Annotated in this window: 15 protein-coding genes; 8 read left to right on the top strand and 7 right to left on the bottom strand. The window is 42.1% G+C overall.

What is annotated here, in order from left to right; genetic code table 11:
- Positions 1 to 66: 66 nt before the first annotated feature.
- The gene (locus tag HWQ44_RS03820; RefSeq protein ID WP_292715064.1) at positions 67 to 1,638 is read right to left on the bottom strand and encodes a M23 family metallopeptidase; all 1,572 of its coding nucleotides are present in this window, start codon (positions 1,636 to 1,638) and stop codon (positions 67 to 69) included.
- A 90-nt stretch (positions 1,639 to 1,728) separates the two neighbouring features.
- Positions 1,729 to 2,547 (bottom strand): biotin--[acetyl-CoA-carboxylase] ligase, encoded by an 819-nt coding sequence (locus tag HWQ44_RS03815; protein ID WP_292715061.1) that lies wholly within the window; start codon positions 2,545 to 2,547, stop codon positions 1,729 to 1,731.
- A 78-nt stretch (positions 2,548 to 2,625) separates the two neighbouring features.
- Between HWQ44_RS03815 and pgeF the strand changes: the two genes are divergently transcribed.
- Positions 2,626 to 3,411, top strand: coding sequence for a peptidoglycan editing factor PgeF (gene pgeF / locus HWQ44_RS03810; RefSeq protein ID WP_292715058.1), 786 nt, complete (start codon positions 2,626 to 2,628; stop codon positions 3,409 to 3,411).
- Positions 3,412 to 3,496: 85 nt separating this feature from the next.
- On the opposite strand, the gene HWQ44_RS03805 is transcribed toward pgeF, so the two are convergent.
- Entirely contained in the window at positions 3,497 to 4,285 is a 789-nt protein-coding gene (locus HWQ44_RS03805) for a hypothetical protein (RefSeq protein WP_292715055.1), read from the bottom strand.
- Between the two features lie 69 nt (positions 4,286 to 4,354).
- Positions 4,355 to 5,392: a polysaccharide pyruvyl transferase CsaB gene (gene csaB / locus HWQ44_RS03800; RefSeq protein ID WP_292715110.1), complete on the bottom strand. Its 1,038-nt coding sequence runs from the start codon at positions 5,390 to 5,392 to the stop codon at positions 4,355 to 4,357.
- A 150-nt stretch (positions 5,393 to 5,542) separates the two neighbouring features.
- Between csaB and HWQ44_RS03795 the strand changes: the two genes are divergently transcribed.
- The 4 genes from HWQ44_RS03795 (at position 5,543) to HWQ44_RS03780 (ending at position 8,561) form a co-directional block, all read left to right on the top strand.
- Positions 5,543 to 5,878, top strand: a complete 336-nt coding sequence (locus tag HWQ44_RS03795) for a DUF2499 domain-containing protein (RefSeq protein ID WP_292715053.1) — start codon at positions 5,543 to 5,545, stop codon at positions 5,876 to 5,878.
- A complete protein-coding gene (locus HWQ44_RS03790; RefSeq protein ID WP_292715050.1) occupies positions 5,875 to 6,174 on the top strand; it encodes a DUF3593 domain-containing protein in 300 nt (99 codons plus the stop codon). The genes HWQ44_RS03795 and HWQ44_RS03790 overlap by 4 nt, the downstream gene beginning before the upstream one ends.
- Positions 6,175 to 6,221: 47 nt before the next feature.
- Positions 6,222 to 6,995: a 1-(5-phosphoribosyl)-5-[(5-phosphoribosylamino)methylideneamino]imidazole-4-carboxamide isomerase gene (gene hisA, locus HWQ44_RS03785; RefSeq protein WP_292715046.1), complete on the top strand. Its 774-nt coding sequence runs from the start codon at positions 6,222 to 6,224 to the stop codon at positions 6,993 to 6,995.
- A 300-nt stretch (positions 6,996 to 7,295) separates the two neighbouring features.
- Entirely contained in the window at positions 7,296 to 8,561 is a 1,266-nt protein-coding gene (locus HWQ44_RS03780) for an MFS transporter (protein ID WP_292715043.1), read from the top strand.
- A 274-nt stretch (positions 8,562 to 8,835) separates the two neighbouring features.
- Here HWQ44_RS03780 and HWQ44_RS03775 read toward each other — a convergent pair whose 3' ends face one another.
- A complete protein-coding gene (locus HWQ44_RS03775; protein ID WP_292715040.1) occupies positions 8,836 to 10,833 on the bottom strand; it encodes a serine/threonine-protein kinase in 1,998 nt (665 codons plus the stop codon).
- 301 nt (positions 10,834 to 11,134) lie between these two features.
- Between HWQ44_RS03775 and HWQ44_RS03770 the strand changes: the two genes are divergently transcribed.
- Together HWQ44_RS03770 and HWQ44_RS03765 are read left to right on the top strand one after the other, a co-directional pair.
- On the top strand, positions 11,135 to 11,683 hold the full coding sequence (locus HWQ44_RS03770; RefSeq protein WP_292715038.1) for an MFS transporter: 549 nt from the start codon (positions 11,135 to 11,137) through the stop codon (positions 11,681 to 11,683).
- Positions 11,628 to 11,882, top strand: coding sequence for an MFS transporter (locus HWQ44_RS03765; protein ID WP_292715036.1), 255 nt, complete (start codon positions 11,628 to 11,630; stop codon positions 11,880 to 11,882). The genes HWQ44_RS03770 and HWQ44_RS03765 overlap by 56 nt, the downstream gene beginning before the upstream one ends.
- Positions 11,883 to 11,901: 19 nt before the next feature.
- On the opposite strand, the gene HWQ44_RS03760 is transcribed toward HWQ44_RS03765, so the two are convergent.
- Both HWQ44_RS03760 and HWQ44_RS03755 read right to left on the bottom strand, forming a co-directional pair.
- Positions 11,902 to 13,572, bottom strand: coding sequence for an alpha-amylase family glycosyl hydrolase (locus tag HWQ44_RS03760; RefSeq protein WP_292715033.1), 1,671 nt, complete (start codon positions 13,570 to 13,572; stop codon positions 11,902 to 11,904).
- A 100-nt stretch (positions 13,573 to 13,672) separates the two neighbouring features.
- Positions 13,673 to 13,894: a hypothetical protein gene (locus tag HWQ44_RS03755; protein ID WP_292715031.1), complete on the bottom strand. Its 222-nt coding sequence runs from the start codon at positions 13,892 to 13,894 to the stop codon at positions 13,673 to 13,675.
- Positions 13,895 to 14,227: 333 nt separating this feature from the next.
- Between HWQ44_RS03755 and HWQ44_RS03750 the strand changes: the two genes are divergently transcribed.
- On the top strand, positions 14,228 to 15,598 hold the full coding sequence (locus HWQ44_RS03750; RefSeq protein ID WP_292715029.1) for a glycosyltransferase family 2 protein: 1,371 nt from the start codon (positions 14,228 to 14,230) through the stop codon (positions 15,596 to 15,598).
- The last annotated feature ends 6 nt before the right edge of the window (positions 15,599 to 15,604 follow it).

Genomic DNA, 15,604 nt, shown 5'->3' with positions numbered 1-15,604 from the left:
GGCATTGGGTATGGGGCATGGGGCATTAGTTATTTTTCCCCTGCCTCCCCTGCTCCTCAACTTCTTCTAGCTACCTGGTTGCTGGCTTACCTGGGCGGTTTGTAAGCCTCGCACTAACTGGCTGAGGGCACTTTGTAATTCCACGCCTGGGTCAGTAGCAACCCACCCATCTTGTGTTAGGTGACGGACTTCAAAGTGCAGGTGAGGGCCTGTGGAAGCCCCAGTGCTGCCAACTCGCCCGATGACAGTTCCAGGTTGTACCCACTGACCGGGTTGAACAAGGATTTCTGACATGTGACCGTAAAGAGTTTGTTCAGCAGATTTGTGATTTAGGATAACGGTTAAACCATAACCACCCATCCAGTTAGCAGTTTCCACTTGACCAGCAGCAGCTGCCAAAACTGGTGTTCCCGCAGGCGCACCCAAGTCTGTACCAGCATGGAAGCGTTGATTACCTGTGATTGGATGAACTCGCCAACCAAACAAAGAAGTAATGGGAGCGGGAATAGTCAGTGGATACATCATTCCCGTACCACTATAAGCAACTCGCCCCGTGTAGGGGATTTGCGGCAATACTGATGCTAGTGAGAAGTCATAAGCTACGTTGCTGGGGCGGGGTGCAATGTTACCATCTGCCATTGGTGGAGGTAAAGTCCCGCCGCTCGGTGCAATGGGAGTTGCACTCACTCTTGTGGGGCTGAACTCGCTAGGACTTGGAATAAACCGATTCGGGCGAAATGCGCTCTTGCTGTCACCAGTAGAATCACTTTGAGCAGCACGCCATCTGCTGGTGTTGCCAGTAGTTGCAACCTGCCGCACGGGTGAAACTACTGGTAATTGGGCGTTTTCACTTCTTCTGAGCCAAGTAGGTGCTGCTTTACCATTAGAATCAGCTACACTCCTTTGGGGTACTTTGGCGCAAACGCCGCCTAATACGCTTTGCCCTGAAGGCAAAATGGCTCGGCAGCCACTGGAGCGTTCTGTGAGAATTACGGAGTTTGGTGCTTGATAAGTACCTGTAGCACCACTGTCATAACTATTAGGATCAATATAGGCGTTATTATAATCCTTGGTTTTCTCCGCAGTTGCACTGACAGGGCTGTTCGAGTTATTTGATGGTTGAGCAACTTCTGGGAGTTTTTCAGGTGCATAGCGGACGGGAGTATTGGGTTTTTCCTGTCTCACTCTTACAGGAGTAACCTGAGAAGCTTCCACCTTGGGCTTTGACTGTCTGATAATCACAACAGGTTCAGCAGTTTCGATTTTGGGTGTAGACTGCCTAACTGGCTCTTTTGATTGAGCAACCTCTGGCTTACCTAGTCTCTGTCTGAGTCTGGCTCGTCGTTGGGAAAATTCCGGTTGCGCTGGTGTTGCATCCGGTGCGACAGCCTGTTTTTTAGGAGTCGAGGCTTTAACTGGATTTGTAACTGCTGTTGGTTGAGAACTTTCAACAGTGGGAACGATGTTGTCTATTTGTGTTTCCGTTTGGGCAAACACGAAGCCACCGCTAAGGAGGCTAACACTACTCAGCCAACAGAGGCTCTGGGCTGGTAGCGTCAAGGCAAAGCGTTTTTTCGTCAAACCTTGCTGCCATAAGTAATGCAAACGATAAGGGGCAGAATTTTTGCGCTGCGTCATTTGTTCTCTCAGTTGTGTGTAATTAGCCTAAAGAGATGATGCTAGTGGTTTGTCTTGCCCAAAGAGCGAAATTTTGAACAAACCTCAAATTTAAACGGAAGATTTATGGTACCCCAAACTGATTGTACCGGGTTCAATATAAATTTCCGGTGTAATTAGTTCCTTTGTATCATGTGTTTCTAAATCAACTCGTAAATTTCCTTGAGGAGTCACTCCAACTACTGTACCTGAAAGATTATTGACGTAAACCCGATCGCCCATGTTTGTAAGCAAATCTAGATAGCGAGACAAGAGTATGCTTATTCCTTCTTGAAAAAGGCACTCCATACCGGATTCTATTCCCAGCAAGACTGTAGAGGTGAGCATTTCCAGACACGAGATTGGTCTGAAATCTTGGGATGCTTGCCACGATTCCAGATTGATTCCAGTTTCTGGGACTGGGTTTGTCCAGTTAATACCAACACCAATTACTGCTTGAGTGATTTGTCCTTTGTTTACTTTGGTTTCTGTCAAAATGCCGCCTAGTTTGCGACCATTTAAAACTAAATCGTTGGGCCATTTTATCCCAATATCTACGCCGCGTTGGCGCAATTGCGACGCAATTCCCCAAGCCGTAGCGAAAGTTAGCTGATAGCTGTCAGTAGCCTCTATTTTGTGGTCAAAAGAAATCGCCACGGAAATATATAATCCCCCAGTTGGAGAAATCCACTGGCGTCCCCATTGTCCCCGCCCAGCAGATTGCTGAGTTGCGATTACTACTGTTCCTGAAATAGCCCCTTGGTTGAGTAAGTTCCAGAGGGTTTGGTTGGTTGAGGAGACGCTTTCAAAAAAGTGAAGGGAAAATGGTAAATATGTATACTTACGCCCTGCTTGCAAGGCTGTTTCTAAGTTTTGCAGATTAAATCCCACAGCAGTTAACCCAAATTCCGTTGTTCAAGTTAGCATTGATTGGCTGATGAGTGATTTTCCGTTTAGGTTTGGTTGAAGATGCACACTTGGCACTGGCGCAATTGGGAAGGACTGCCCTATCTAACTTGTAGTATTCTGGAACGTTGGCATCACGGCTTTTTTACCCAGCAGTTTTGGCCGCGATCGCCACAAGTTATCACAGAAGTATTGCAACCAGAGGCATTAGTCTATCGCTTAAAGCAGGTTCATGGCAATACTGTTCTCACCCCTCAAGAAGTTGAAAGCTTCTTAAGCTCTGCTGAGGAGGATTTCGCATCGGCAGATGGTTTAATTAGCGAACAGCCTCTACAAGCTGTTTGGGTAGCTAGCGCAGACTGCACACCCGTACTAATTGGGGATGTGCAAACTGGACGGGTGGCGGCATTACACGCAGGTTGGCGGGGGACTGCTAAGAAGATTGTTCCCTTAGCGATCGCTAGATTACAATCTCAAGGCAGTAAACTTGATGATTTACGCATTGCGATGGGCCCAGCGATCGCTGGTGAAGTTTACCAAGTCTCTATCGAAGTGGCTGCGGAAATCGGGGCTAGCATTATATCAGATAATGACGAAGAAAAAATTATAACTGCATTGCATGAACTACCAAATTCACCTTTACTAGAAGACCCCGATCCTGGAAAGGTAAGGCTGGATGTGCGGCGAGTCAATACCTTACAATTGGAAAATATGGGGATTAGTGCAGAACAAATTGCGATCGCACCTTATTGTACTTTCCAAACTCCAGAGCATTTCTTTTCTTACCGCCGAGAGAATGAGAAAAAAGTACAGTGGTCAGGGATTGTTAGCGGCAAAACGAGTCACTAGTTTATATTCTCAGCACGGATATTTTGGAAAATTATTTAATCTAGTTCTAGAGTATCCTGTGCTACTTAAATGACTTACTGTGTGATTATCCAGAAAGCCGAAAATGAGCAACTTTAAGAAGTCGATTTTTGCCGCCAACTATAAAAGGGAGAATATTCATTAAACCTTGACGTTTTTTATAGTAGTCGTAGCAAAAGTACTTATTGATGAGAGTAATGCCTTGATTCCAAGATTCCATTTTTTTACAGTCATTAATCCCCCATTGAAAACGACCGCCCGGAATTGCTTTAGAGCGAAATAACTGTGTGCTGTTCAATATAAATTTACCAATAACTTCCATAACAATTTCTGATGCAGCAAATCTCTGTTGGATAGTTAAAATAACCTGTTTAACTTCGGCTTCTTTTAGATACAAAAATACTCCCTCTGCAATAAATAAAATTTCTTGATTTTGGTCAGTGAATTGATTAAGATAAGCCAAATCTGTCACAAGAGAGGGGATAAAGTGATTACGTGCAGATTTTCCAATTAATTTATTCCAAAATGGTTTAACATAAGGAGCATCAACACAAAACCATTGAGCTTGACCATTATCTAGTAAGAGTGATCGCATACAAAGTCCGCCTTCGAGAGTAATAATTACACCAGTAGGACGTTGTTGTAGAAATTGTTTGACAACATTATCGACTAGTAAAGTATGAATTGCAATACCAAACTGTATTGTCCAGTCATCAACAATAGGGCAATCGGGAGTCATTCGATCCAGTAATTTAACAGCTAGCTCATCTTTAATAATTCCATCATTTCGCCTTGTTTCCATTGCCCGAAAGTACACAGGCTTAAACAAATACTCTGGAACATTTGTGATTTTCATCTTAACCAAGACTTTTAATCTATTGAAGTGCTTGATGCTGTTAATTGTTTTACTATTTTCAATTCTTGCTTAAATTAACGTTTCACTTAACAATTCACGGTGCATCAATGCTCTATCCACTAAAGACTGAATTTGCTCTGGCGGCAGAGGTTCACCATTAGCATAATGCTCCATCCAAGTCAGACTAATCAAGTTGGGATCATCTGGTAAACTAGCTAAATCCCATCCAGGCATTTCCAAGTCTTCCATGAGACGATTTACTTTAGGATCATAACTAAGAGCAAAGCAGCGACAACCAACAGCCGCAGCCATAATTAAACTGTGCAGACGCATCCCAATTGCCATTTCCACGCCGCGAAACACACCTTTTAATAGTTGCGGATCTTCCAGACACAAAATCTTGCTGACATCTTTAAGATGTGGTTGAATGGCTTCGGCAATACTTAAATCTTCACTTTTTTGAAACGGCAGTAATAAAATGAAAGCCTGCGTAGCTTTTTGAAAATCTACCAAAGCACGAGTTAAATTTGCCAGACGTGTTTGAGTAAGTTGGGGATGCGATCGCAACGTTACCGCAACTCTCGGCGCAGGTAAATCCCAAAGTCCTGGGACTGGTTGAGATTCCAACGCCCAAACCGGGTCAGGAGCTATAATACAAGGAATTTGCCAATCAGATAATAAAGCCGCACTGGCGCGATCGCGGACACTAATCTTGGTACAATTACCAAAGGTTTGCTTTGCCAGCCAACGAGTTTGTGGACGCACTAACGGCCCAATACCCTGCGCCCAAGCAACAGTTTTCAAACCCATTTTCTGCGCTAATGCCATCAGCCCGCCATAATAAAATGGGCTGATAGTACTGGTAACATCTTGAATCAGACTCCCACCGCCCCAAATCAAGGCATCACTTGAGCGTAAAGCTTGTAGTACAGCTAAGGGAGCCATGCGATCGCAAGTTTCTACATTGTAGCGATCGCGCGTTTCCTCTGGATTACCAGAAAGCACCACAGGCGTTACGTGAGATGGTAACATTTGCAAAAGCGTTGCCAACAAAGCTTCGTCACCACCATTACCTTTACCGTAATACCCAGACAATAATGCCCGCATTTTGACCATTTTAGATTTGAGATTAACAATTTTTTTATACAGAACATCTGTCGTTGATACAGATAGTAAACTCATTCACAAGCTCTATTTTCAAAGTTGGTAACAGAGGAAGATAGAAACAACTCCCAACTCCTAACTCTTAACTTTCTTATGCACGTCCTTTCGATTCCCACCTGGATTATTCATGTTTCTAGCGTTATTGAGTGGATTGCCGCCATTTGGTTAATCTGGACTTACGGCGAACTCACTAATAACCATAATTGGTGGGGATTATCCCTTGCCATGTTACCAGCTTTAGTCAGCGCCATGTGTGCCTGTACCTGGCATTATTTCGACAACGCCCAATCTCTAGAATGGATGGTAACGCTTCAAGCTACCATGACTTTAGTTGGTAATTTTACGCTTTGGGCAGCGGCGTTTTTGATTTGGCGTTCTACCAAATCTGTCAACACTGTTGAACCAAAACCTATCAAATCAGAGCAATGATTTCTAAAGAAACCCTGTTTGCACTTTCCCTGTTTCCCTATTTGGGTTTCTTGTGGTTTATCAGCCGCAGTCCGCAAATGCCGCGTTTGGCGCTGTATGGATTTTACGGCACTCTTGTCTTTGTTGCGATCACCATCCCAGCCGGAATTTACGCTCAACTGCATTATGGTGAGTCTTTAGCTAATGTAGATTGGTTACACGGTGGCGCAGAACTATTTTTGACGCTTTCTAACATCTTGCTTGTGCTAGGTTTTGGGCAAGCTGTAAGGCAATTAAAAATGAAAAATGAAGAATAGTAAATTCAGCTATAGCTAGCGTTTTGATTGCAATGAGGAAAAGGTAAATGGACGTAATTCCAGCAATTGATTTACTAGAAGGTCGCTGTGTGCGACTGTATCAAGGAGACTACGATCGCTCACAAGTTTTTAGCGAAAATCCTGCTGATGTTGCCAAACAGTGGGTAGATCAAGGTGCTACTAGATTGCATATAGTTGATTTAGACGGTGCTAAAGCAGGTAAAGTAGTAAACTTGGGGGCAATTGAAGCGATCGCTCAAGCGGTGTCAGTACCCATTGAAATTGGTGGAGGATTGCGCGATCGCACCAGCGTGCAACAAGTATTCAATCTGGGTATACAGTGGGCGATTCTCGGCACTATTGCCGTAGAACAACCCCAGTTAGTTCAAGAACTCTGCCAAGAATTTCCTGAACAGATTATTATCGGTATTGATGCTCGTAATGGCAAAGTAGCAACTCGTGGCTGGTTAGAAACCTCAGAAGTTTTAGCAACTCAACTGGCTGTACAAATGCAAGAATTGGGCGCAGCCGCCATAATTTACACAGATATCCACCGGGATGGTACGCTTACAGGCCCCAATTTAGAAGCTTTGCGAGAACTTGCAGCAGCAATTTCCATCCCGATAATTGCTTCTGGCGGGGTAAGTTCTGTCACCGATTTATTGAGTTTGTTGGCGTTAGAACCTCAAGGTGTGACTGGTGTGATTGTCGGACGTGCCTTGTATACTGGGGATATTTTACTCAAAGAAGCATTACGAGCGATCGGGCCTGGGCGGATTCAGGATATTCCCCCGAATCTCGGTTTTTCTACCTTTGCTTGACATTTTTATCATTACCAACATCTTTTAAATCTTCCACTTCTTTGTCATCCCGCCTCGGAATCAATTCCGAGGCTTGGGCGTGTTTTCAAACCATTTATATCTTAAAAAAGGGTGCGAACAGTGGAAGCAGGTTACACCACAAAAACTACGAATAGGTAGGTCTTAAAGATGACCACTGCATCCTTCTTAATGGCATCCTCTGGATACTGAGACTAGACATGCTGGAACAGTATGGAAAGTGGGAAAGCATCGTAACAAGGTTTTACTGATGGCAAAAAGCCAGAGTCTGGAACCAAATCCATGAAAAATCAAACAAACTCTCCTTGGACTTTCATCCCCACCTTATATTTTGCCTCCGGCATCCCTTACGTCATCATCAACACAGTTTCTGTAATCTTTTACAAAAAACTGGGAATAGATAATGCTCAAATTGCTTTGTGGACAAGTTTTCTCTATCTACCTTGGGTTATCAAAATGTTTTGGGGCCCAATTGTCGATATTTACTCTACCAAACGTAAATGGATACTTTATACCCAATTTGCTATGTTTGGTTGTTTAGGTTTGATAGCCTTCTCCTTACAACTGCCAAATTTCTTTTTCATCTCCCTCGCAACATTAACAATAGGAGCATTTATTTCTGCAACTTATGATATTGCTACAGATGGCTTCTATCTGCTGGCTTTATCTCCAGAACAACAAGCCTTCTTTGTTGGTATTCGCTCACTGTTTTATAGAATGGCTGTCATTTTTGGCTCTGGAATATTAGTAGTTTTAGCAGGACAGCTTGAAATATCTCTCAACGACATTCCTTTAAGCTGGACTATAGCTATTGGCTTCTCAGCTTTAATTTTAGCAATCCTGTTTATTTCACATCGCTTAATTTTACCCTTACCTGAATCAGAGAATCAACGGCAAATAGAAGCTAGAAAAAATATCCCTTTTTGGTCAATTATTAGCTCATATTTTGCTCAGGATAAAATTATAAATATTTTAGCATTTATCTTGCTTTACAGACTTGGTGAAGCAATGCTTGTCAAGATAGCTTCTTTATTTTTATTAGACAAACCAGAAGTAGGAGGTTTAGGGCTATCTACATCAGATGTCGGATTAGTCTACGGAACATTTGGGGTGATTTCACTAATTTGTGGAGGGATATTAGGAGGGTTGCTAATTTCCAAATATGGATTAAAAAAGTGTCTGTTTCCTATGGCTTTAGCTTTGAACTTACCTGACATATTTTATGTGTATATGGCTTACAGTAAACCTTCATTAACATTAGTGTATCCCTTGGTTTCCTTGGAGCAATTTGGGTATGGTTTTGGGTTTACCGCCTTTAGTGTCTATTTAATGTATATTTGCCAAGGCGAATATAAAACTTCTCATTTTGCCATATCCACTGGCATCATGGCTTTAGGCATGATGATACCAGGTTTAATTAGCGGTTATTTGCAAAACGCATTTGGCTATCCATTATTTTTTATCTTGATTTGTTTGCTGACCATTCCTGGGATGATTGCTCTCTTTTTTATCCCTTTAAAAGAAGAACCCAAGCGTCAGAATAATTAAGGTCAGGAGTACAATCGCGGGAATTGTGAGAAATTCAGGTGGGGATTTTAATCGTAACGGAGGAAAGGGTTCATGGTATGCTATTGCCAAAAAATGGCAGGCGATCGCCTCAATTTAGCCCAATGTGACATCAATATATATAGTTAGTAGTTACACATAATTAGGATTTCGTGGAATTCCTTGTGTCTACAACTGTATACAGGTAAAGTAGCTACTAATTCGTAACGCTGTTATACGGTACAGTTACCCTTGCATAAATGATTGGCAAAAATTGCTACGGTACTTGCCAAATCTTGATAGTCTTGTCTTTACCAGCACTAACCAACGTTTTTCCATCTGGACTAAAAGCAACAGCATAAACCTCAGCAGTATGCCCTTCAAAGGTGTGTATTACCTGTCCTGTATACAAATTCCAAACTTTTACAGTTGTGTCATCACTACCAGTAACGATATTTTCACCATTTGGGCTGAAGGCCAGAGCATTAACATCGGCAGAATGTCCCACAAAAGTGCGTAGTTTTTTGCCTGTGTTCAGGTTCCATAGTTTAACGGTTTTGTCATCACTGGCACTGACCATCAGATGGCCGTTTGGGCTAATGGCAACGGCATTCACATCACTTGAATGACCTAAGAGAGTGCGTATTTCCTTGCCTGTGTTCAAATTCCAGATTTTGATAGTGTTATCTGTACTGCCACTAACAAGAGTTTGACCATCTGGGCTGATAGCAACAGACAAAATCTCTCCTTCGTGACCCAAGAGAGTGCGTATTTCCTTGCCTGTGTTTAAATTCCAGATTTTGATAGTTTTGTCATAACTACCACTGACAAGGGTTTGACCATCGGGACTAATGGCAACAGAATTCACATAACTGGAATGACCCAAGAGAGTGCGTATTTCCTTGCCTGTGTTCAAATTCCAGACTTTGATAGTTTTGTCTTTACTACCACTAACAAGGGTTTGACCATCGGGACTAATAGCTATTGCATAAACCCAATCTGAATGACCCTGAAGAGTGGCGGTTTGCAGTCGAGCGTTTAAATTCCAAATTTTGATAGTTTTGTCATCACTGCCACTAGCTAATATTCTCGCTTGGGAGAAATTGCGGAGAATTGGTCTAAAGGCAAGAGAATTAACTTCGCCTGAATGTCCAGTTAGAGGCAAACTTTGCCGCCAATACAAATATCCTCCTAATCCTAAAAGCAAGATAGCACCAGCACCACACACTAAAAGTTTATTTGGCAGCAGGATTTTTGGTTGAATTACAGTTTCGGGCAAAACTGTTGATTTTAGACCAATCCTTGACAGCAAAGGCTTAATAGCTAGCTGACGTGGAATTGGTGTTAGTGGTGGCTGAGGCTGCACATCTTGAAAAACTTCATCTGCTGACTGGTAGCGATGCTCAATATCTTTTTGCAACAGCTTGTCTAACACTTGCTCTAGTTTTGCAGATATGGGAGATTTCAAGTGTTTCCGCCAGTGCGCTACCCAACCATAGCCAGACTCCATATACAGATGATATGGGGGAATTGCCGTCAATAGATAAAAGCAAGTCGCGCCTAGACTAAATAAATCGCTAGCTGGATATGCCAAGCCTAACTTCATCTGTTCTATAGGTGCATAGCCATAGGAACCAATGCTCGTTCCTGTTTGTTCTATCTCTATGGTTGTTAACTGCTTGGCTACACCAAAATCAATCAATACCAGATTTGCCCCAAGTCTTGTTGAGTAAAGGGAATTAGTATTTGGCTGGGAGCGACGGATAATATTTTCTGGCTTGATATCGCGGTGAATTACCTGATGCTCGTAGATAAATTTCAGCACAGGTAATAATTCCCGCAAAATTTCCCAGATTTTATCTTCGCTGAAAGTTCCCTGCTGTTTCAATTCCTGCCCTAAAGTTTGTCCCTGGATGAACTGCTGTACCAGATACAGATAGTCATCCTCCCTAAAATAGGCATACAAAGTGGGAATTTGAGGATGCTCTCCTAGCTGTTGCAGACGGTACGCTTCTTGTTGAAACAGTTCAGTCGCCTTATTCAAGGCGTTAGTTCCACGGGCTTGAGGTGCTAACTGCTTGACAACACAAACTTCGTTGAGCTTGTCTCCATCCTCTGCCAAAAAAGTTCTGCCAAATCCCCCACCTCCTAACGGACGAATAATTCGATAGCGATTTCGCAGCAGCGATATCAGTTTTGTCCCACAACTAAAGCACAATTGTGTGCCATCGGGATTGAGGGGCTTGTTGCAAGCAGGATTTAGACAGTAGCTCATAGTTGTCTATAACAGTGTATCCATCGGCTACCAACGCACAATCAGAGTTTACAGTATTTGGGCTTTGTTGATGGAGCCGGAATTGCCAAAAACATTGCAGACGGAGAAATTGGAATATTTTACAAAAAAATTCTCCGATAGTGATTTCAGTACAGCATTTGGGAAAAATTTATGGAACTCAGGTTTTTGTGGGTACTTACTACTTACTAAGTACCTAAAAAAAGAAGGTAAACCTGTTTTAAATGCAGCCTGAGTTTTCCCAATAGAGGAATAAATCACCAAACTTGCAATATCTTTAAAAATGCTCAATTCGGAAATTCAAAAAGACCTTCGCCATAACTTTACTGTCAATATTATTGAAAGTGGATTTTTTGGTTTTGGGATAAGCACCCCATTATCTGCCATTGAAACTAAACGTGAATTTTGGGACAATCTGAGTGTGATTCTCCGGTGCGATGGGAATTTCCGTTACTTTGTGAGCGCACGTATGCTGTCACAGTTAGCGCTGATGCCACTTCCCTTCTATACACTCTATGCCGTACACCAATATGGAATGGAAGAAGCATCTGTTGGGTTAATTACTAGTCTACTGATGGTCACACAAACTATTGCTGGATTGGTTTTGGGTTGGGTAGGCGATCGCACAGGTTACAAGTTGGTCTTGCAAACTGGTTGTGTCGCCTGTACGTTCAGTTCGGTTTTAGCTTGGCTGGCACCAAATGCAAACTGGTTTTACTTGGTGTTTATAGGAGCGGGAATAGGTATGGTGGCTCTGCAAAATATTGCTGCGGTAAATGACCTTAGAGTTTGGGAACGAGCGCCAACGACCAGCCTATATTGGTCTTGGTAATACCCTTATCGCCCCTGCTACCATCCTTGCTCCCCTACTAGGTGGATGGATAGTGGAGAATATTGACTATAAAACTACCTTCTTGGTGGCAGCTATCAGTGGATTAGTTACAGCACTGCTTTTGCACCTAAGAGGAAGCGATCCACGCTATCTTGAACAGAATTTGAGTAACCATTCAGTTAATGTCTTACCTGAGTAGTAAGCATCTGAATTCTTGTCTACTGCAAAACAAATATCTTAGCTGTATAGCTTGGCAAGTCAGTGACTAAACCATCCTCTCCAGATTCCACTTCTCGATTACCGCCCCAATCTCGCCAAGACTCAGCAGTTGGGAAGTCTGAAATTTTATATTGATTTAGATTCTGATCGGAGAAATTTGCCACGACAACAATATGAGAATTTTGCTCATCCCAACGGGTATAAGCCAGCACTTTCTCATCTGCATTTTCGTAGAAAAACTTAATATTGTCACTTTGCAAAGCTGGAGTTTGCTGGCGTAGAGCAATAAGTTTTTGATAATACTCAAATAAATCATGATTCTGGTCGCCTGACAACAAAGACCAATTAATCTTCTGCGGCTTAGTCACATCTTGGCTTTTTTGCTGGTATTCGCCAAACTCTTCTCCCATCCACAGCATCGGTACACCCATCGCTGTCATTAATAGAGCAGCTGCTAACTTGGCTCGTTCAAATGCGGAGGCGTTAAAGATGCCACAATTACCTAATTCTCGTAATACACGTTCGCGATCGTGGGTTGCCAAATAATTGATCACATTGGTAGCGATCGCATAACCCTGCTGTTTGGGATCTAAAATCTGCTTGAGTTGTTCTAATTCAAATGATTTCCCACAAATATATGGAACTATAAAGTACCGAAAACTCTCATGCCAACAAGCATCTAATGGGCCATCTGGCTTGACTACAGTGTTTGTATCGGGAATATGTTCAGCAATGTTGTAAAATTGCTTGGGTGCAGCATAGTTTTTTGCTTCCTTAGTCAGCCAGTTGAGAAATTCAAAGTTAGCCAATTGCCGCACTGCATCAAAGCGAATTCCATCAATGTGATACTCCTGAATCCAGAATTTGACCACATCGCCGATGTATTCCCATGCAGGCTTAATATTTAAGTTTTTGTCGTAAAAATCATAGTTAAACTCTGGCCCCCAGTAATTATCTGGGTCTTCAGGATAATGCTTGTGTTCGTAGTACCAGTAATTTCGATCAATCAGTATTAAAGGGCATTCTTCATCTGTGTGGTTATAAATTCCATCCATAAAGACGCGAATGCCTCTACCATGACACTCGTCAATCAACCGCTTTAAATCTTCTGTTGAACCATAACTAGATTCTGTAGCAAAGAAGTGGCGAACTTTATAGCCCCAGTTATAATCACCAGGGTACTCATTAACTGGCATTAATTCAATTGCATTAATTCCCAATTCACAAAGATAATCTAACTTAGCAATTATCCCTAAATATTTACCTTGTTTGTCAGAGTCAACTTCATCATCAGTAAAATCTGCAACGTGCATTTCATATATAACTAATTCCCGGTTATCAGGCAACGGCATTTCATCATGTTGCCAAGCGTAAGTATCAACAATGCGTTGCCCATCTTGAATGCGGACTATGCTATATTTTTCTGTTTCATCAACATCTGTTGCTTTGGGATCAATGATATCTATCCATTCATCAGGTACAAAGTTTGGACTTTTGGTTTGAATGCGAAATTTATATTGATAAACGCCATCTTCCAGTTTTATTTGAGTGCGAAAATAACCATCTTCACCTTTTAGCATTGGGATTTCTTTCCAATCCGAAAAAGACCCAATTAAAGCAACCCCTTTGTTGCGAGGAGCAAATAATGTAAATTCAGTTAAATTTGCCATCTTCACACTTTGATAATTTTTTCTATGTACATGTAATTAACTTATTGTGTAATAAAAATTAATTTGCAGCTTCTTTCTTAAGTGCGAATCAAAAACGTGGTTAGGGTTGCAAACGGCAGATATAACTCACCACTTGAGCTAGATTCCAATCATGATCTGCGGTTAAGAAAATTACCAAGTAAGGTTCAAAAACATCTCGCACATCGCCCAAGGAAAGGTTGAGCCGATCTAAACTATGAATAAATGTGCTTTTAGAATTACCTTTTAAATGTTTATAACGACCAAAAAGCAGGTTATTAACCTTATGTTTAAGTTTTTGCATAAATCTGCTTTGGTCTTATTTAGTTACTATTAATAATGAATTTTAATAAATTGCAATATTAATTGTCTCCATCTTCAGACTGATTATCAGTAAGAAAAATCAATAGAATACATGATTTAAGTATGATTTCATAGTCTGAGATTTGACTTTGGCAAAAAATATATAAGAAATATGCCTTAATTAGTAAATATTTACTAAAAGCAGATAAACTTTAGTCTTTTATAGCTTGTTTTCCGAAAGTTTTAATCAACACTAATCATACTGTAGGTGGATTCCAAATAAATGAGAAAATATCCAAAATAGAGTTATAAATATTAATATTTCCGAGCGTAGATGAAAGACTGTGTTGCTGTTCCTGGAGATGGAAAAATGGTTTTTATGGAAAGTCAGCGCTTGCTCCTCGTTGCTGACTTTCCATGTGTCCAGATCGAGAAAGATTTTTCTCAAACTTTAGTCCAAATACCGCCATCACCGCATTGTGAAGTTTGTGTAATTGTTCCAGTTCGCAATGAAGCTCAGACGTTGGCAGCAACCCTTACTGCCCTGATACATCAAGTTGATCTAGAAGGACAGCTTTTAGATCCCAGACGCTACGAAATAATTTTGTTGGCAAATAATTGTAGCGATGATTCAGCAGCTATAGCTCGGAGTTTCGCGGGGCAACATCCAGATATCGCACTGCATGTAGTTGAAAAATCTCTGCCTCCTGCAGAAGCCTATATTGGTCGAGTGCGTCAGATTTTGATGGATGAAGCATACCACCGTTTGTGTAGCTTAGGACGCCCAAGAGGGGTAATTGCTTCAACTGATGGAGACTCGCAGGTAAGTCCAACTTGGATTGCTGCTAACTTGTACGAAATTATTTCTGGTGCTGATGCTGTCGGTGGGCGAATTCTCGTTGAGCGCACTGGTCGTGCCTCTCTAGAGCCTTACGCCAGAGCTTGCTATCTGCGTGAAGTAGGCTACCGCTATTTAATTACTGAATTAGAAACTTATCTTGATCCCGACCCCTATGACAGTTTTCCCCGCCATTATCAACACTATGGAGCAAGTTTGGCAGTGACAGCAGAAATGTATGCACTGGCAGGAGGCTTACCAGCAGTGCGGACTCCTGAAGATGTAGCTTTTTACCGGGCTTTGGTACGGGTAAATGCCCGTTTTCGCCACAGTTCTCTAGTGCGGGTAGTAACTTCAGCAAGACAAATCGGCCGTACAAATGTTGGTTTAGCCAATCAGCTAAGTAAATGGATAGAAATGGGAAGGCAACAGCAACCATTTGTAGTCGAGCCAGCAGCGGCTATCGAAACTCGTTTTATCGCCCGCCGCCAATTACGACTGATGTGGTGGTACGTTCTTAATGGCTATCAACCAGATCATCCCAGCGTCGCGTCCTTGGCAGAAATGCTGGGAGTTTCAGCCCAATGGCTTGTGCAGAAATTGACGCAACCTTATACCTTTGGTCAGTTGTTTGAATTAGTTGAAGAACGCCAGCAGGAAGAAAAAAAGTGGGCTTCGCGCTGGAAATTTGTGAAAATTGAACAAGCAATTGGAGATTTGCGCTTGCGTCTTGAGAGTTTGCGGCTCAGTTGGAGCAAACTCGAAGGGAATTCAACCCCAGATGATTTGGAACCACGTAAAGAGTCTTACCCTGCGGGAAGCTTACGCAACAGTGGGGGTCTTATATCAAGTTCAGGTGATTACTGATAATAA

It is taken from the genome of Nostoc sp. JL34 (assembly GCF_017114945.1).
In the GTDB taxonomy this organism is placed as follows: domain Bacteria; phylum Cyanobacteriota; class Cyanobacteriia; order Cyanobacteriales; family Nostocaceae; genus Nostoc.
The sequence above is the reverse complement of the archived record's forward strand: the minus strand, read 5'-3'. Positions and strand labels throughout refer to the sequence as shown.